16 protein-coding genes are annotated in these 16,639 nt (G+C 69.0%); 12 read left to right on the forward strand and 4 right to left on the reverse strand.

Annotated elements, in window-relative coordinates; translation table 11 throughout:
- Positions 1-148: 148 nt before the first annotated feature.
- Together JYJ93_RS20225 and JYJ93_RS20230 are read left to right on the forward strand one after the other, a co-directional pair.
- Positions 149-1,084, forward strand: coding sequence for an SPOR domain-containing protein (locus JYJ93_RS20225; RefSeq protein WP_206793695.1), 936 nt, complete (start codon positions 149-151; stop codon positions 1,082-1,084).
- 5 nt (positions 1,085-1,089) lie between these two features.
- On the forward strand, positions 1,090-1,476 hold the full coding sequence (locus JYJ93_RS20230; RefSeq protein ID WP_223738386.1) for a cupin domain-containing protein: 387 nt from the start codon (positions 1,090-1,092) through the stop codon (positions 1,474-1,476).
- A gap of 60 nt (positions 1,477-1,536) precedes the next feature.
- On the opposite strand, the gene JYJ93_RS20235 is transcribed toward JYJ93_RS20230, so the two are convergent.
- Complete coding sequence (locus JYJ93_RS20235; protein ID WP_206793698.1) at positions 1,537-2,136, reverse strand: hypothetical protein; 600 nt, start codon at positions 2,134-2,136, stop codon at positions 1,537-1,539.
- A gap of 93 nt (positions 2,137-2,229) precedes the next feature.
- On the opposite strand from JYJ93_RS20235, the gene JYJ93_RS20240 reads away from it, so the two are divergent.
- From JYJ93_RS20240 to JYJ93_RS20280, 9 genes are all read left to right on the forward strand, one after another.
- Positions 2,230-2,412, forward strand: coding sequence for a ribbon-helix-helix domain-containing protein (locus JYJ93_RS20240; RefSeq protein WP_014397342.1), 183 nt, complete (start codon positions 2,230-2,232; stop codon positions 2,410-2,412).
- Between the two features lie 44 nt (positions 2,413-2,456).
- Positions 2,457-3,416, forward strand: coding sequence for a UDP-glucuronic acid decarboxylase family protein (locus JYJ93_RS20245; protein WP_206800389.1), 960 nt, complete (start codon positions 2,457-2,459; stop codon positions 3,414-3,416).
- A 71-nt stretch (positions 3,417-3,487) separates the two neighbouring features.
- Entirely contained in the window at positions 3,488-4,432 is a 945-nt protein-coding gene (locus JYJ93_RS20250; RefSeq protein ID WP_206793700.1) for an NAD-dependent epimerase/dehydratase family protein, read from the forward strand.
- Positions 4,433-4,585: 153 nt separating this feature from the next.
- Positions 4,586-6,397, forward strand: a complete 1,812-nt coding sequence (gene lepA, locus JYJ93_RS20255) for a translation elongation factor 4 (protein ID WP_206793701.1) — start codon at positions 4,586-4,588, stop codon at positions 6,395-6,397.
- A gap of 4 nt (positions 6,398-6,401) precedes the next feature.
- A complete protein-coding gene (gene lepB, locus JYJ93_RS20260; RefSeq protein WP_242543872.1) occupies positions 6,402-7,649 on the forward strand; it encodes a signal peptidase I in 1,248 nt (415 codons plus the stop codon).
- 76 nt (positions 7,650-7,725) lie between these two features.
- Positions 7,726-8,619, forward strand: a complete 894-nt coding sequence (locus JYJ93_RS20265; protein ID WP_206793703.1) for an aspartate carbamoyltransferase catalytic subunit — start codon at positions 7,726-7,728, stop codon at positions 8,617-8,619.
- Positions 8,616-9,920: a dihydroorotase gene (locus JYJ93_RS20270; RefSeq protein WP_206800391.1), complete on the forward strand. Its 1,305-nt coding sequence runs from the start codon at positions 8,616-8,618 to the stop codon at positions 9,918-9,920. The genes JYJ93_RS20265 and JYJ93_RS20270 overlap by 4 nt, the downstream gene beginning before the upstream one ends.
- Positions 9,920-11,047, forward strand: a complete 1,128-nt coding sequence (carA, locus tag JYJ93_RS20275) for a glutamine-hydrolyzing carbamoyl-phosphate synthase small subunit (RefSeq protein ID WP_206793705.1) — start codon at positions 9,920-9,922, stop codon at positions 11,045-11,047. The genes JYJ93_RS20270 and carA overlap by 1 nt, the downstream gene beginning before the upstream one ends.
- A gap of 20 nt (positions 11,048-11,067) precedes the next feature.
- Complete coding sequence (locus tag JYJ93_RS20280) at positions 11,068-11,733, forward strand: hypothetical protein (protein WP_206793707.1); 666 nt, start codon at positions 11,068-11,070, stop codon at positions 11,731-11,733.
- 34 nt (positions 11,734-11,767) lie between these two features.
- Here the strand turns inward: JYJ93_RS20280 and pyk are convergent, their stop codons facing one another.
- The 3 genes from pyk to JYJ93_RS20295 form a co-directional block, all read right to left on the reverse strand.
- A complete protein-coding gene (gene pyk, locus JYJ93_RS20285) occupies positions 11,768-13,168 on the reverse strand; it encodes a pyruvate kinase (RefSeq protein WP_206793709.1) in 1,401 nt (466 codons plus the stop codon).
- A 210-nt stretch (positions 13,169-13,378) separates the two neighbouring features.
- The gene (locus JYJ93_RS20290; protein ID WP_269012449.1) at positions 13,379-14,173 is read right to left on the reverse strand and encodes a bifunctional nuclease family protein; all 795 of its coding nucleotides are present in this window, start codon (positions 14,171-14,173) and stop codon (positions 13,379-13,381) included.
- Positions 14,174-14,302: 129 nt separating this feature from the next.
- Positions 14,303-14,659 carry a hypothetical protein gene (locus JYJ93_RS20295; RefSeq protein ID WP_242543873.1) on the reverse strand — a complete coding sequence of 119 codons (357 nt, stop codon included), beginning with the start codon at positions 14,657-14,659 and terminating at the stop codon, positions 14,303-14,305.
- A gap of 95 nt (positions 14,660-14,754) precedes the next feature.
- On the opposite strand from JYJ93_RS20295, the gene JYJ93_RS20300 reads away from it, so the two are divergent.
- Positions 14,755-16,572, forward strand: a complete 1,818-nt coding sequence (locus JYJ93_RS20300) for an AMP-dependent synthetase/ligase (protein WP_206793713.1) — start codon at positions 14,755-14,757, stop codon at positions 16,570-16,572.
- Positions 16,573-16,639 lie beyond the last annotated feature (67 nt).

Here is a 16,639-nt window from a genome sequence, read left to right on the forward strand (position 1 = left end):
CCGCGCCGGACTTCCGGCCTCGCGCGCACTGGGACTTTCGCCGCCTCCGCGAATTTGACCCGCCTGGGGGTGGGGCGTAGCTTGCGCGCACGCTGTCGCTACAGGCCGTTACACGGGCCGTGAGCGCGCGATCGAGGTCTGCCCCGCCATGCGTGACGCCCACCGGATGAAGGAGAAGTTCGACGTCTCGCTGGACAACCGGCAGATCGTCAGCCTGTTGATCGCCGGCATCGTCGTGATGGGCGCCGTGTTCGTGCTGGGCGTGGTGGTGGGCAAGAAGCTCGCGAGCGACGCGCAGACGGCCGAAGCCCCGGACCTGCTCTCCGCGCTGGACGCCAACGCGCAGGTCCTCAACGACGCGCGCCAGGATCCGCCGCTCACCTTCCCGGACGAGCTCACCCGCAAGACGGGCTCGGAGCCCCTGCCGCCGCTGCCCAAGGCCGCCGCGAAGCCGGAGGCCCCCAAGGTCGCCGCGAAGCCCGAGGTGAAACCAGAAGCCAAGCCGGAGCCCAAGCCCGCGGAGGCCCCCAAGGCCGCCACGAAGCCCACCCTGGCCCCCACGCCGGACCCCGACACGGGCGAGCTGCCCGCGATGGACGCCGCCGAGGAGGACGCCATCGCCAACGGCAAGCCGCTCCTGAAGCCGGAGCCCAAGCCCGCGGAGCCCGCCAAGGTCGCCGCCGCCGCGAAGCCGGAGCCCAAGGTCGTGGAGCCGGTGAAGGGAAAGGTGGAGGAGACCCCGGTCGCCACCCGCACCGCCGCGCGTGACGGAGGCATGAAGGAGGCCATCGCCCGCGCCCAGGCGCTGCCCGCGGAGCCGCCGCGTCCGTCGGAGGCCGTGAAGGGTGGGGCGTTCACGCTCCAGCTCTCCGCCTTCCAGAGCCGCCAGGACGCCGACCGTTTCGCCGCGCGGTTGCGCGACAAGGGCTATGCCCCCTATATCCTGGCGGCGGAGGTGCCTGGAAAGGGCACCTGGTACCGCGTCCGGATGGGCAGCTTCGCCAGCAAGGAAGCCGCGGGTCGGTACCTGACGGACTTCAAGCGCGAGACCCAGCTCGACGCGTACGTGGCCGGCACGAACTAGCGCTGCTGGGCAAGGAAGAGACGAAGCAAATGACGACGACGAAGCGGGTGGAGAAGCCCTGGGGGCACGAGCTCATCTGGGCCCACACGGAGCGCTACGTGGGCAAGCTCCTGCACGTGAAGGCTGGCCACAAGCTGAGCCTCCAGTTCCACAACGTGAAGGACGAGACCATCCACGTCCAGAGCGGCAAGCTCCTCTTCGTCGTGGACGAGGGCCAGGGCCTCATCGAGAAGGAGATGAACCCCGGTGAGAGCTACCACATCAAGCCGCTGACCAAGCACCGCATGGTCGCCATCACCGACTGCGACATCCTCGAGGTCAGCACCCCCGAGCTCAATGACGTGGTTCGGCTGGAGGACTCCTACGGGCGCACGGGCACCAGCGCCCCGTAGTCCTTCGCCGCACGGCCCGCTGGCGCGCCCCTTCGAGGTGCGCCGGCCGGCCCCCCGACGTCACTCCTTGGACTTCGCCGCCGGGTTCGGATTGCGGGTCCACTGGTCCACGGTGCCGTCGCCGTCCAGGTCCTCGCCAATGCGATCCACCTGGCCGTTCTCCCAGTACTCCCAGTAGTCCACCCGGCCGTCGTGGTTCGCGTCGCGCTCCTTCCGCACGAGCGTGTCGTTCTCGTAGTACAGCCACGAGTCCGCGCGGCCATCGCCGTCCAGGTCCCGCTCGCCCTTCGTGCGCTTGCCCTCGGCGTAGTGGTACGTGGCGTCCACCTTGCCGTCGTAGTCCAGGTCCATCACCTCGCGGACCTTCGCGCCCTGCGGATCCAGGAACTGGGTGACGTCCACGCGGCCGTCCCAGTTCAGGTCCAGCTCCTTGCGCACCAGCACGTCCTTGAGCCGGTACTCCCAGACGTCCGTGCGGCCGTCGCCGTTGGCGTCCAGCTCCGTGACCGTCTCCCCCGGCGCCTGCTTCCCCCGGATGGCCTCCCCCTCGGGGCGCTTGCGCACCGCGTCAGGGGTCTCCGCGGCCTTCTGGGAGGCGCAGCCCGCGAGCGCGCCCACCGCCAGGAAGCCCAGGAAAATCAAACGGTTGCTAGAAGCCAAGGTGCCTCCCGAGCAGGTGGGGCGCCATGTTCGCGCCGCTTCACTTCCGTGCTTTCGCAGGCCACGTCATTCCATATATTTTCACGTATCGCCATGGCCCGAAAGAAAGTCAGCACCACCATCTACATCACTCCGGAGCAGAACGAACTGCTCAAGGCGCTGAACCAGAAGACCAAGGTGCCCGTGGCCGAGTACATCCGGCAGGGCATCGACCTGGTCCTGGAGAAGTACAAGGCGCAGCTGCCGGGCCAGGCGACCTTCGACGAACTGTCCTGACCTTCGACGAACTCTCCTGACGAACGAGGCGTGACGTGACGAGCATGCGTGGCAAGCGGGCGGTGGTGTTGGGTGGGGCCGGATTCGTGGGCTCGCACCTGTGTGAGCGGCTGCTGGATGACGGCGCGGAGTCCGTCCTCGCGGTGGACAACCTCATCACCGGGAACGAAGCGAACGTGCGCACGCTCAAGCCGCGCGCGGGCTTCCAGTTCGTGAAGCAGGACATCACGGAGGGGCTGGAGGTGGACGGGCCGGTGGACTTCGTCCTCAACCTGGCCTCGCCCGCTTCGCCCATCGACTACGCGAACCTCCCCATCGAAACGCTGCGCGTGGGCTCCATTGGCACGGAGAACGCGCTGAAGCTGGCGGAGAAGAAGAAGGCCGTGTTCCTCATGGCCTCCACGTCGGAAGTGTACGGCGACCCGCTGGTGCACCCCCAGAAGGAGGATTACTGGGGCAACGTGAATCCCATCGGGCCGCGCTCGGTGTACGACGAGGCCAAGCGCTACTCGGAGGCCATCAGCGCCGCGTACGAGCGCAGCCGGGGCGTGAACGTCCGCATCGTGCGCATCTTCAACACCTACGGCCCGCGCATGCGCCTCAACGACGGCCGCGTGGTGCCCGCCTTCGTGGGCCAGGCGCTCAAGGGCGAGGACTTCAGCGTCTTCGGTGACGGCAGCCAGACGCGCTCGTTCTGCTACGTGAAGGACCTGGTGGACGGCCTGGTGCGGCTGGTGCTGTCGGACGTCCGCGGCCCGGTGAACATCGGCAACCCGCGCGAGATGACCATCAAGCAGTTCGCGGAGGCCGTGCGCGAGGCGGCCGGTGGGGGTAGGCAGATCGTCTACCACCCGCTGCCCAAGGATGATCCGAAGCAGCGCCAGCCGGACATCACCCGCGCGCGCACGCTGCTGGGGTGGGAGCCCAAGGTGAAGCTGGAGGAGGGTTTGCGGGACACCATCGCCTACTTCCGTGAGGTTGCCGCTCGCCCCTCCGGGACTTAGGTTGGCCGCGCGCGAGTGAACGCGAGGTAGACGGCCCGGCCCTCGTGGCGGCCGGGCCTGGGGAGAACGGCGTGAAAGTCCTGGTAACGGGCGGCGCGGGCTTCATCGGCTCGCACGTGTGCGATGAGTTCCTCCGCAATGGCCATGAGGTCATCGCGCTGGACAACCTGTCGAGCGGCAAGAGGGAGAACCTGGATCCGCGCGTGCGGCTGGCCGTGCACGACATCCGGAGCCCGGAGGCCGCGGAGCTCATCCGCACGGAGAAGCCCCAGGTGCTCTGCCACCTGGCCGCCCAGATGGACGTGCGCCGCAGCGTGGAGGACCCCGGCTTCGACGCGGACGTGAACATCCGCGGCATGACGAACCTGCTGGAGGCCGCGCGCCAGTCCGGCGTGAAGAAGGTCATCTTCAGCTCCACCGGCGGCGCCATCTACGGCGAGCAGGACTACTTCCCGGCCCGGGAGGATCACCCCCAGCGGCCGGTGTCGCCCTACGGCGTCTCCAAGGCGGCGGGCGAGCTGTACCTGGGCTACTACCGCGCGCAGTACGGCCTGCCGTACGTCGCCCTGCGGTACGCCAACGTGTACGGCCCCCGTCAGAACCCGCACGGCGAGGCGGGCGTGGTGGCCATCTTCAGCCAGCGCGTCATCGCGGGGCAGGGCTGCACCATCTTCGGCGAGGGCAAGCAGACGCGTGACTTCGTCTTCGGTCCGGACGTGGCCCGCGCCAACTACCTGGCCTTCCAGAGCGACTACGTGGGCGCCGCGAACATCGGCACCGGCGTGGAGACGGACATCAACCGGCTCTACGAGCTCATCGCGCAGGCTGGCGGCAGCTCGCTGAAGGCCGCGCACGCGCCGGGCAAGCCGGGCGAGCAGCTGCGCTCGTGCATCGACGCGTCGCACGCGAAGAAGGTGCTGGGCTGGGAGCCGTCCGTGCAACTGGCGGAGGGCCTGCGCCACACCCTCCAGTTCTTCCGCGATCAGGCCGCGGGGCCCGTCCGCGCCCGGGGCTGAAGCCGCCGCCTGGCTCCCTCCGGCCCTGGCGCCGGGGGGAATGCGGGGCGTCAGGCAGGTGGAGTGCCCGGCGGGCAGGTGTGCGCCGGTCGTGGATTTTCAGGCGGTTCGGTGTTACCTACGCCCGCTTCGCGACCGACGAGCGCCCTGACCATGCCGGCTGAAAACGCGCACATCCGCAACTTCTGCATCATCGCCCACATCGACCATGGAAAGTCGACGCTGGCCGACCGCCTCCTGGAGAAGACAGGCACGCTGACCAAGCGTGAGGCGCAGGCCCAGTTCCTCGACAACATGGACATCGAGCGAGAGCGGGGCATCACCATCAAGGCCCAGTCCGTGCGGATGACGTACACCGCGAAGGACGGCCAGAACTACGTCCTCAACCTCATCGACACGCCGGGACACGTGGACTTCGCCTACGAGGTGAGCCGCAGCCTCGCCGCGTGCGAGGGCGCGCTGCTCGTCGTGGACGCGACGCAGGGCGTGGAGGCGCAGACGTTGGCCAACGTCTACATGGCGTTGGATCACAACCTGGAAATCATCCCGGTCATCAACAAGATCGACCTGCCCAGCGCGGACGTGGACCGCACGCGCGGGGAGATTGAAGACGTCATCGGCATCGACGCGTCCGTGGCGGTGCCGGCCTCCGCGAAGGAGGGCCTGGGCATCCACGACATCCTGGAGTCGGTGGTGAAGCGCGTGCCGCCGCCGCAGGGTTCGCCGGCCGCGCCGCTCAAGGCGCTCATCTTCGACTCCTGGTACGACAACTACCGGGGCGTGGTGACGCTGGTGCGCGTGCTGGAAGGCACGCTGAAGCTGAAGCAGAAGATCAAGATGTTCAGCAACAACAAGGTCTTCGAGGTGCAGGAGCTGGGCGTGTTCAGCCCTTTCTCGCGCCCCGTGCAGCAGCTCATGGCGGGCGAGGTGGGCGTCCTCGTCGCCAACGTGAAGGAGCTGCAGGACGCGAAGGTCGGCGACACCGTGACGGAGGAGGCGCGCCCCACGGAGACCGCCTTCCCGGGCTTCAAGGAAGTGAAGCCGATGGTGTTCTCCGGCATCTTCCCGGTGGACTCCGCGGACTACGAGAACCTGCGCGACGCGCTGGCGAAGCTGACGCTGAACGACTCCGCCTTCACCTACGAGCCGGAGTCGTCCACGGCGCTGGGGTTCGGCTTCCGCTGCGGCTACCTGGGCCTGCTCCACATGGAGATCGTCCAGGAGCGCCTGGAGCGCGAGTACAACCTCAACCTCATCACCACGGCGCCGTCGGTGGTCTACCGCATCACCACCAGCAAGGGTGAGACGATGCTGGTGGACAACCCGGCGAAGCTGCCGCCCACGCAGAACATCGAGAAGTTCGAGGAGCCCATCCTCACCTGTCACATCCACGTGCCCAACGAGCACCTGGGCGCCATCCTGAAGCTGTGCCAGGACCGGCGTGGCGTGCAGAAGGACATGAAGTACCTGGGCTCCAGCGGCACCCGCGTGCAGGTGACGTACGAGATGCCCATGGCCGAAGTGGTGTTCGACTTCTTCGACCGCTTGAAGAGCGTGTCGCGCGGCTACGCGAGCCTGGACTACGAGCTGTCGTCCTACCAGGAGTCGGACTTGGCGAAGCTGGACATCCTCATCAACGGGGAGCCGGTGGACGCGCTGTCCGTCATCGTGCACCGCGAGCGCGCGTACCTGCGCGGCCGCGAGGTCTGCGAGAAGCTCAAGGAAGTGATTCCCAAGCAGATGTACGAGGTGGCCATCCAGGCCGCCATCGGCGCGAAGATCATCTCCCGCGAGACGATCTCCGCCATGCGCAAGAACGTCCTTGCCAAGTGCTACGGCGGCGACATCAGCCGCAAGCGCAAGCTCCTGGAGAAGCAGAAGGAGGGCAAGAAGCGCATGAAGCAGGTGGGCACGGTGGAGATTCCGCAGGAAGCCTTCCTCGCGGTCCTCAAGACGGAGCAGTAGCCCCATGAGCACGGCCAGTCCTTCCATGAAGCTGGGAGCGGCCATGGCCGCGCGCCGCACCCCGGAGCAGCTCAAGGCCCGCCGTCAGTTGATGTGGCGCGAGCTGCTCACCAGCCTCTGGGCCCCGCTGTGTGGTGTGGGCCTGGCGTTCATCCCGTACGTCACGCTCATTGAGATGGCGCCCGGGACCGCGTCCTGGGCCCAGCCCCTGATGAAGGGCTTCGGCCTGCTGATGGTCGTGGCCTTCTTCGGGCTGCTGGTGTGGCGCAACGCCTCCAAGAAGGAGTCGCTGCTGCGCACGCTGCGCCATGAGGCGCACGAGCTCATCTCCGAGGACGAGCGCATCCTCGCGCGCCTGGGCACGAAGGTGTCCCCGGCCGTGGCGGAGCGCATCACCGAGCAGGCCCTGCGCGTGGAGAACGCGTCCGTGGCGGGCAACCCGGAAGCACTGCGCACGGAGACGCAGGCGCTGGAGAAGCTCACCCAGGAGCACCTGGGCGCGTACCGCAAGCAGTCCGTGTGGGACTTCCTGGGCGGCTTCGGCAAGGCGCTGCTCATCGCGGTCATCATCCGCACGGTGCTCATCGAGCCGTACCGCATCCCGTCCGGATCCATGCTGCCCACGCTGCAGATTGGCGATCAGGTCTTCGTCAACAAGTTCATCTACGGGGTGCGCATCCCGTACACGAACTATGTCCCGTTCCGCATCGTGCGGGAGCCGAAGCGCGGGGACGTCATCGTCTTCAACAACCCGGTGGACGAGTCCAAGGACTTCATCAAGCGCGTCATTGGCATCCCCGGCGACACGGTGGAGCTCGTCGACGGGGTGGTGCGGATCAACGGCGAAGCGCAGCCGCGCACGCTGGTGACGCCGGACTACGTGGTGCACAACCAGGACGACCTGACGGGCCGCTGGTTCGACCAGGAAGAGGTGCTCTACCGCGAGGACCTGGGCGGCGTGGTGCACTCGTCGCTCCAGCACCCCATGCGCCTGCCGGGCCGCGAGCACGAGGGCCCCTACACGGTGCCCGCCAACAGCGTCTTCGTGATGGGCGACAACCGGGACAACAGCGCGGACAGCCGCTACAACCTGGGCGGCCCGGGCGGCGCCGAGGTCGCCTACGTGCCGTACGGCCACATCAAGGGCAAGGCCATGGTCGTCTGGCTGTCGCTCGGTTGGGGCGGGCTGCTGGGCAACCTGTTCGGCGGCACGGGCCTGCGGGTCGACCGCTTCTTCGAACCGGTGCGCTGACGGACGCTGGGCGGGCGGCCACCACGCGCCGTGCTTGACGCAACGTGCGGCGCGCGGTACGCGGCGGCCCCGGCCCATGAGACATCTTCTCGGAATCGCAGGCTGGCGGCGGGACGAGCTGGAAGCACTGCTCGACCGCGCCCAGGCACACCTGCCCGGCGGACCGGATGCCTCGCACGTGCTGCGGGGCCGCGTCGTGGCGAACCTCTTCTTCGAGGACTCCACCCGGACGCGCTCCTCCTTCGAGGTGGCCGCGCGGAAGCTGGGCGCGGACGTCCTCAACTGGAGCTACGCGGGCTCGTCCGTGTCCAAGGGGGAGACGCTCCTGGACACCGCGCGCAACATCGAAGCCATGGGGCCGGCGGTCATCGTCATCCGCCACCGCTCCTCGGGCGCGCCGGGGCTCGTGGCTCGCCACGTGAAGTGCGCGGTGGTCAACGCGGGCGACGGCGCGCATGAGCACCCGTCCCAGGCCCTGCTGGACGCCTTCACCCTGCGCCAGCGCTGGGGCCGCCTGGACGGGCGCACGGTGCTGATTGTCGGAGACGTGCTGCACAGCCGCGTGGCGCGCTCCAATCTCCTGTGCCTGAAGGCGCTGGGGGCGCGTGTCGTGCTCTGCGGACCGCCCACCCTCCTGCCGCCAGGGCTGGAGGAGATGGGCGGGGAGGTGACGCACCAGTTGGACGCCGTGCTGCCCCAGGCGGACGCGGTGATGTGCCTGAGGCTGCAGACGGAGCGCATGTCGGAAGCCTTCCTGCCGTCCCAGCGGGAGTACTCGCGGCTGTTCGGTGTCACGCCCGCCCGCGCGGAGCGGATGAAGCCGGACGCCCTCGTGCTGCACCCGGGCCCCATCAACCGCGGCGTGGAGCTGTCGCCGGTGGTGGCGGACGGGCCTCGCAGCGTCATTCTGGAGCAGGTGGCCAACGGCGTCGCGGTGCGCCGGGCCATCCTGGAGGCGTGCGCATCATGACCCCCACGGTGCTCTTCCAGCGGGCGCGCGTCATCGACCCGCGTAATGGCGTGGACGGCGTTCGGGACGTGCTCGTGACGGACGGACGGGTGGCCCAGGTGTCGGAGGCCCCGCTGCCCGTGCCCAAGGACGGGCGGGTGGTGGACGCCACGAACCAGTGGCTGGTGCCGGGCTTCATCGACCTGCACGTGCACCTGCGCGAGCCGGGCGAAGAGGGCAAGGAGACGGTCCTCACCGGCTGCCGCGCGGCGGTGGCGGGCGGCTTCACCGGCGTCGTCGCCATGCCCAACACCAAGGTGGTGAACGACAGCGCGATGGTCACGGAGCTGGTGCTGTCGCGCGCCCGGGACGCGGGCCTGTGCCACGTGTACCCGGCCGGCGCCATCACCAAGGGGCTCAAGGGCGAGGAGCTGTCGGAGGCGGGCGAGCTGATTGGCGCCGGCTGCGTGGCCCTCACCGACGACGGCCGCCCGGTGATGAACGCGGGCCTGATGCGCCGGGTGCTCCAGTACGCCACGCAGTTCGACGTGCCGGTGATGGTGCACGAGGAGGACCTCACCCTGTCCGCCGGTGGCGCCATGCATGAAGGCGCCACGTCCACGCGGCTGGGCCTGCGCGGCATCCCGTCCTCCGCGGAGGTGGCCATGGTGGCGCGCGACCTGGTGCTCCTGGAGGAGACGAAGGGCCGCCTGCACGTGGCGCACGTGTCCTGCGAGGGCAGCGTGCGGCTCATCCGCGAGGCCAAGAAGCGCGGCCTGCGCGTCACCTGCGAGGTGGCGCCGCACCACTTCACCCTGGATGACCGGGCGGTGGGGGACTACGACACCCACGCGAAGATGGCGCCGCCGCTCCGGAGCGACGTGGACGTGAAGGCGCTGCGCGAGGCCCTGGTGGATGGCACGGTGGACGCCATCGCCACGGACCACGCGCCGCACGGCGTGTCCGACAAGCTGGTGGAGTTCGAGAAGGGCATCAACGGCATCGTCGGGCTGGAGACGTCCCTGGGGCTCACGCTGGCGCTGGTGCACGAAGGCGTGCTCACCCCGCGCCGGGCGGTGGAGCTCCTGTCGGACGGGCCGGCGAGGGTATTCGGCCTGCCGGGCGGTCACCTGGCGCCTGGTGCCCCGGCGGACATCACGCTGGTGTCCCCTTTGGAGGAGTGGACGGTGGATGCCCACCGGTTCTATTCCCGCAGTCGCAACACGCCCTTCCACGGGCGCACGCTGAAGGGCCGCGTGACGCAGACGTGGGTGGGTGGCCGGTGTGTGTTCGAGGACGGTCAGCTCAAGGAGTCGCGGTGATGACGAAGCGGGCGGTGCTCGCACTGGCGGATGGCACCACCTTCGAGGGACGCGCCTTTGGCGCATCCGGCGAGACGGTGGGTGAGGTGGTTTTCAACACGTCCATGTACGGCTACCAGGAGATCCTCACGGATCCCTCGTACGTGGGGCAGATCGTCACCATGGCGTACCCGGAGATGGGCAACATCGGGGCGAACGCGGCGGACGAGGAGGCGGGCCTGCCGCACGCGGTGGGCATGGTGGTGCGCTCGCTGACGAAGACGCCGTCCAACTGGCGCTCGCAGGAGACGCTGGACGCGTACCTCGCGCGCCATGGCCGCGTGGGCATCGAAGGCGTGGACACCCGCCGGCTGGTGCGCCACCTGCGCACGCACGGCGCGCAGACGGGCATCATCTCCACGGAGAACGTGTCCGCCGCGGCCCTGTCCGAGCGCGCGCGAGCCGCCACCGGCATGGAGGGCCTGGACCTGGCCACGGGCGTGTCCTGCAAGGAGCCCTACGTCTTCACCACGCCGTCCCCGGACGTGTTCCTGGCCCCGGGTGACAAGCGCCCGGAGCCGGAGCTGAAGTACGACGTCATCGCGTACGACTACGGCCTCAAGCGCTCCATGCTCCAGTACCTGGTGGACGTGGGCTGCCGCGTGACGGTGGTGCCGTCCCACTTCACGGCGGAGCAGGTGCTGGCGAAGAAGCCGCACGGCGTCTTCCTGGCCAACGGCCCGGGCGACCCGGCCGCGGTGAAGGGCGCGGACCGCACGGTGGCGGCGCTCCTGGGCAAGGTGCCGGTGTTCGGCATCTGCCTGGGGCATCAGATCATGGCGCTCGCGCTGGGCGGCCGGACGTACAAGATGAAGTTCGGCCACCGTGGCGGCAACCAGCCCGTGAAGGACCTCACCACGGGCAAGGTGGAGATCACCGCGCAGAACCACGGCTTCGCGGTGGACGACGCCAGCCTCAAGGGCAAGGCCGTCGTCACGCACATCAACCTGAATGACGGCACGGTGGAGGGCCTGGCCGTTCCGGACGCGCGGGCCTTCAGCGTGCAGTACCACCCCGAGGCTTCGCCCGGCCCTCACGACGCGCGCTACCTGTTCAGCCGCTTCGCGACGCTGATGGCGGGTTCGTAGGAAGAAAGCTCGCAACGGCCATGGACACCGCGCTGACCCCGTTGTCGTACCAGCCGTACCTGGACCAGCTCATCGCCTTCGGCAGTCAGGAGGCCCGCAAGCCAGACCTCCTGGAGGCCAAGGCGGAGTACTTCCGCCTCACCGGTGAAGTCTTCGAGGACGACAAGCTCTTCGAGCTGCGGATGGCGTCGTTCCTGGACTACTACCTCTACGACCGCGTCTCGCCGCTCACCGGCAAGACGCCGGCCGCGGAGCTGTACGAGGAGCGCCAGAAGTCCGCGGCGCCGGAGGAGGCCAACGCCTTCCGCAGCTTCACGGAGACGGTCCACGGCCTCTTCGAGGTGCGCAAGCTGGGCAAGGGCATGGTGCGCCTGCGCGAGCTCTTCTCCGGCAAGGACTTCGACGTGACGGAGCGCCGCCACATCGCGGGCCTGGAGACGGGGGACGTGCTGGAGGCGCGGCTGGTGCCCTTCGGCGGCCACCTGCTGTTCTCCTCCGCCTTCTGCTACCACCCGGCCATGGCGCTCAAGGCCATCAAGGCCGAGGTGAAGCGCCGCAAGAAGAAGGAGCCGGAGCGCCCCGCCAAGGACCTGGTGTGGGAGTGCGCCCGCCGGGCCCTCAACGTGGAGCGCTACCGCCAGCTGTCCGTGGAGAAGCTCTACGACTTCGAGCAGAAGGTCCTGTAGGCCTTCTGCCCCGAGCCTCCACCGCGGGCTGTCTTCAGATGCGGTGGATGCTCATCATGTTGGTGTTGCCCGGCACGTTGAGCGGCACGCCGGCCACCAGGATGAAGGGCTCGCCCGGTTCGCAGAAGCGCAGCTCCTGACAGAGCCGGCGCACCTGCTTGAGCATGGCCTCCGTGGTGCTGACGCGCTTCACCAGGTGGCCCGTCACGCCCCAGTAGAGCGCCATCCGGTTCACCGTGTCCGCGTTGGGCGTCAGGCCGAGGATGCGTCCGCCGGGGCGGAACTCGGAGATGAGCCGCGCGGAGTGGCCGCTCTCCGTGTACGCGATGATGGTCCGGATGTTGAGCTGCCGGGACGCGGCCACCGCCGCCGCGGCGACGCCGGTGCCCAGGTCCTCGGAGCGCTCGAAGGGGGAGTGGGGCAGGGTGATGAGGCCGGTGCGCTCCGTCTCCTCCACGATGCGCGCCATGGTGGCCACCGCGTCCACGGGGTAGCGGCCCGCGGCCGTCTCGCCGGAGAGCATCACCGCGTCCGCGCCGTCGAGGATGGCGTTGGCCACGTCCGACACCTCCGCGCGCGTGGGCCGGGCGTTGAGCACCATGCTCTCCAGCATCTCCGTGGCGACGATGACGATGCCGCCCAGGCGGTTGACCTCGCGCACGGCGCGCTTCTGGATGGCCGGCAGCTGCTCCAGCGGCATCTCCACGCCCAGGTCTCCGCGGGCCACCATCACCCCGTCCGACTCCCTGGCGATGGCGTCCAGGTTCTCCACCGCCTGGGGCTTCTCGATCTTGGAGATGATGGGCGTCTTGCCCTTGGCCACCAGCGCCCGCGCCTGGCGCACGTCCTGGGCGGTGCGCACGAAGGACAGCGCCACGTAGTCCACGCCCACCTCCTGGCCGAAGGCGAGGTCCACCTTGTCCTTCTCCGTCAGCGTGGGCACCGACATGGCCGTGCCGGGCAGGTTGAGCCCCTTGTGGTCCTTGAGCAGCCCGCCCACCTCCACGCGGCAGGACACGTCCTGGCCGCTCACCTTCAGCACGCGCAGTCGCACCCGGCCGTCGTCCAGGAGCACCTCGTGGCCCTTCGCCACGTCCCGGGGCAGCGTGCGCACCGGGGTGGGGATGAGCTTCCCCTGGCCCATCACCGCGCGCGTCGTCACCGTCACCGTGTCGCCGGCCGTCACCATCAACTGACCGCCCTCGAAGCGCCCCAGGCGCACCTTGGGGCCCTGCACGTCCTGGAGGATGGCCACCGGCACGCCCAGCTTCTTCGACACCGCGCGGATGCGCTGGACGCGCTGGCGGTGCTCGTCGTGCGTGCCGTGGGAGAAGTTGAGCCGGGCCACGTTCATGCCCGCCTTCACCAGCCCCTCGATGACTTCCCTGGAGTCCGACGCCGGACCCAGCGTGCAGATGATCTTCGCCTTGCGCATAAGGCGACCCATCCTAGCGCCACGGGGTGGGCGTCTTGACAGGCTTGCGCCCGAAGGACTAACTCTTCGCCTCACGCGCTGGGCGGAAAGTTACCGCGAGCTGGCGCACGCCATTCGTGGCTCTCAGACGCTTGAGACGAAGAAAGCCCGGCTACCCTGGGAGGGGGGGCCGGGCTTTCATCGTTTCAGCATGGGCCTGTCCGCGGACGGCTAGAGGTCGATCTCCTGGCCCTTGCCCATGGGCTCCATCAGCGGCTGCACGGAGTGGTCCATGCCGATGTCCTCCGAGGGCGGCTTCGGGTGGCCGGCGCTGGGGCCCATGGGCGGCGGCGGGGGCAGGGGCCCCATGTCCTCCTCGCCCAGGCCGCCACTGCCGCCCACGCCCAGGTCCTGCTGCTTCTGGAGGGCCTCAATCTCCGCGCGGCTGATGCCCGCCATGCTCAGCACCTTGCGCGTCACGCGGATGCGGGCCTGGCTGTGCATGGCCATGGCGATGGAGTCCGAAGGCCGCGCGTCCAGCGCCAGCTCCTTCTTGCCCTGCTGGAGGAAGACGCGGCCGGAGTAGACGTTGTCGCGCAGGTCATCGATGCGGACCTCGGTCACCTTCCCGCCCAGCTTGGACACCACGTCGTCCAGCAGGTCCTGGGACAGGGGCTGCGGGGGCGGACGCTCCGCGAGGCGGAAGGCGATGGAGACCGCCGCGCCCTCGTCCACGAAGAGGGGCAGCACCGTCTCCCCGTCCTTGGTGGTCAGCACGACGGCGTGCGTCTGCGCCTCCATCAAGGGCACCACGTCCTTCACTTCCAGCTCCACCAGCTCCGAGCAGGCCTTGGGGTCGCTGCCCTTCTCGGTGACGCAGGGCTTCTCTTTGTTCCCTTCCGCCTTGTCGGAGGCGGCGATGGCGCCGGGGATCCCGAACGCGGGAAGGAACAACGCTCCCCCCAGCGCCAGCACCACGGCCGTGAACGGAGCGACGAAGAAGTTGGCGCGGTTGGACGTTTTCACATCCCTAAGCTACGCACCTCCCCCTTCACCGGGAGGGCGCCGCCCCCGCGCCGTCGCGAGCGGCCCCCGGGCCCTGGCCCACCCGGTAGGAGGGCAGGCGGGCAGCCGGGAACAAGGGGCGCGAGGCGACTAGCGGTCGTCCTCGGACTCCTCGTCGTCGTAGTCCTCGTCGTCCTCGGACTCCTCGTCGTCGTCGTCCTCGTCGAGGTCCTCGTCCTCGTCGGACTCCTCCTCGTCTTCGTCCTCGTCGTCGAGTTCGTCCTCGAGCTCCTCGGCTTCGAGCGTCATCGTCACCGCGAACTTCTTGCTCAGGGTGGCGATCTGCGCGCGCATCTCCGTGAGCGCGGCGACGAAGTCCTCGGAGAGGTTCGCGGGCGCCTTCGCGTCGCAGTGGGGGCAGACAATCTTCTCCGTCCCCTCGATGAGGTCCTGGGCTTCCAACTCGAAGCTGGCCTCGCACTTCTGACAGGTGAAGTCGATGCTCATGGTCGGGCGCGGCATACAAAGCCGGTGAACATGCTGTCAACGCCTGAGACGGGGGGACATGGAACGAGCGGGGAGCTTCCACTACGTTTCGCCAGATGGACCTGCCCAAGACGATGCTGCATGCGCTCCATGACCAGGCCGCGCGGCTGGAACACCGCCCGGCGCTCTGGTCCCGCCATGGAGGCGCCTATGTCCCCACCTCGTGGTTCGACTATGCCCAGCGCGTCAAGCGCTTCGCCCTGGGGCTGCACGCGCTGGGGTTCCAGGACGGCGACCCGCTGGGCATCCTGAGCTTCAACCGCGAGGCGTGGCACGTCGCGGACCTGGGGGCCATGGCCCTGGGCGGCGTGCCGGTGGGGCTCTACACCACCAGCAGCGTGGATCAGCTCGTCTACATCCTGGGCCACTGTGAGGCCCGCTTCCTGCTGGTGGAGAACGCGAAGCACCTGGCCACCGGCCTGGAGGTCCAGAAGCGGCTGCCCGCGCTCAAGCACCTCATCGTGGTGGACGCGCCCACCCCGCTGCCCGAGGGCGTGCTGCGCTACGCGGACGTGCTGACCTCCGGCGCGAACGCGGATGAAGCCCCCTACTGGGACGGCGTCCACGCGCTCCACCCGGACGCGCTGGCCACGCTCATCTACACGTCTGGGACGACCGGCCAGCCCAAGGGCGTGGCCCTGAGCCACCGCAACCTCGCCTGGACGTCCAAGCAGTTGGGCGACACCCTGGGCTTCCGGGACATGGAGGACGAGCGGCTGGTGTCGTACCTGCCGCTGTCCCACGTCGCGGAGCAGATCGTCTCCCTGCACAGCCCGCTGCTGCTGGGCATGCAGGTGTACTTCGCGGACTCGCTGGACGCCCTGGGAAAGAACCTCACGGAGGTGCGTCCCACCCTCTTCTTCGCCGTGCCGCGCGTCTGGGAGAAGTTCAAGACGAAGGCGGAGGAGGGCCTGGCCGCGCAGCCGCCCATGAAGCGCCGGCTGGTGGAGTGGGCCCGCGCCACGGCGCTGGAGCGCAACACGCGCGTCCTCAGCCAGGAGCGCGTGCCGTCGTTCATGGAGGCCAAGTTCGCGCTGGCCCAGCGGCTGGTGTTCCAGCCGTTGAAGACGCGCATCGGCCTGGAGAAGGCGAAGCTGTTCTCCACCTCCGCGGCGCCCATTGGACGGGACGTGCTGGACTTCTTCGCCTCCATCGACGTCGTCCTCCTGGAGGTCTGGGGCATGACGGAGGTGTCCGGCCCCGCCACGGTGAGCACCCCCGAGTGTGCCCGGCTGGGCACGGTGGGCCGCCCCATGCTGGGCGTGGAGGTGCGCATCGCGGAGGACGGGGAGATCCTCGTGAAGGGCGGCAACGTGTGCCTGGGCTACCACCGCAACCCGGAGGCCACGCAGGAGCTGCTGGCGGACGGGTGGCTGCACTCGGGTGACGTGGGGCAGCTGGACTCCGAGGGCTTCCTGCGCATCACCGGGCGCAAGAAGGAGATCATCGTCACCTCCGGCGGCAAGAAGACGTCCCCCGCCAACATCGAAGAGCTGCTCAAGGCCGTGTCCCCGGTGGGGCACGCGCTGGTGGTGGGCGATAGGCGCAACTACCTGGTGGCGCTGGTGACGCTGGAGCCGGACCGGGTGCGGAAGCTGGCGCGGGAGAAGGGCTGGCCGGAGGACGTGGCCACGCTGGTGAACGACGCGCGGCTCCAGCAGCACCTGCAGGAGTCCTTCGAGCGGGAGGTGAACCCGAAGCTGTCGCGCTTCGAGACCATCAAGCGCTTCCGCGTGCTGACGGGGGAGTTCTCCATCGACGGCGGGGAGCTCACGCCCAGCATGAAGATGCGCCGCAAGGTGGTGGAGCAGAAGTACGCGGACGTCATCGAAGCGCTCTACCGCGAGCCGGGGGCCGTCGCCGCCCACGGCTAGGCAAAGCGAAAGGGGCGTAGGGACCCGAGCTTCGAGTCCTACGCCCCTTCGTGCTTCAGCGGCCTGT

The organism is Corallococcus sp. NCSPR001 (assembly GCF_017309135.1).
Taxonomy (GTDB): domain Bacteria; phylum Myxococcota; class Myxococcia; order Myxococcales; family Myxococcaceae; genus Corallococcus.

Excerpts from the sequence above, each read along its gene's own strand:
- lepB (WP_242543872.1), top strand. The coding sequence starts at position 6,402 with ATGAGCACGGCCAGTCCTTCCATGAAGCTGGGAGCGGCCATGGCCGCG.
- JYJ93_RS20300 (WP_206793713.1), top strand. The coding sequence starts at position 14,755 with ATGGACCTGCCCAAGACGATGCTGCATGCGCTCCATGACCAGGCCGCG.
- JYJ93_RS20245 (WP_206800389.1), top strand. The coding sequence starts at position 2,457 with ATGCGTGGCAAGCGGGCGGTGGTGTTGGGTGGGGCCGGATTCGTGGGC.
- pyk (WP_206793709.1), bottom strand. The coding sequence starts at position 13,168 with ATGCGCAAGGCGAAGATCATCTGCACGCTGGGTCCGGCGTCGGACTCC.
- JYJ93_RS20295 (WP_242543873.1), bottom strand. The coding sequence starts at position 14,659 with ATGAGCATCGACTTCACCTGTCAGAAGTGCGAGGCCAGCTTCGAGTTG.
- JYJ93_RS20270 (WP_206800391.1), top strand. The coding sequence starts at position 8,616 with ATGACCCCCACGGTGCTCTTCCAGCGGGCGCGCGTCATCGACCCGCGT.
- lepA (WP_206793701.1), top strand. The coding sequence starts at position 4,586 with ATGCCGGCTGAAAACGCGCACATCCGCAACTTCTGCATCATCGCCCAC.
- JYJ93_RS20265 (WP_206793703.1), top strand. The coding sequence starts at position 7,726 with ATGAGACATCTTCTCGGAATCGCAGGCTGGCGGCGGGACGAGCTGGAA.
- JYJ93_RS20280 (WP_206793707.1), top strand. The coding sequence starts at position 11,068 with ATGGACACCGCGCTGACCCCGTTGTCGTACCAGCCGTACCTGGACCAG.
- carA (WP_206793705.1), top strand. The coding sequence starts at position 9,920 with ATGACGAAGCGGGCGGTGCTCGCACTGGCGGATGGCACCACCTTCGAG.
- JYJ93_RS20225 (WP_206793695.1), top strand. The coding sequence starts at position 149 with ATGCGTGACGCCCACCGGATGAAGGAGAAGTTCGACGTCTCGCTGGAC.
- JYJ93_RS20240 (WP_014397342.1), top strand. The coding sequence starts at position 2,230 with ATGGCCCGAAAGAAAGTCAGCACCACCATCTACATCACTCCGGAGCAG.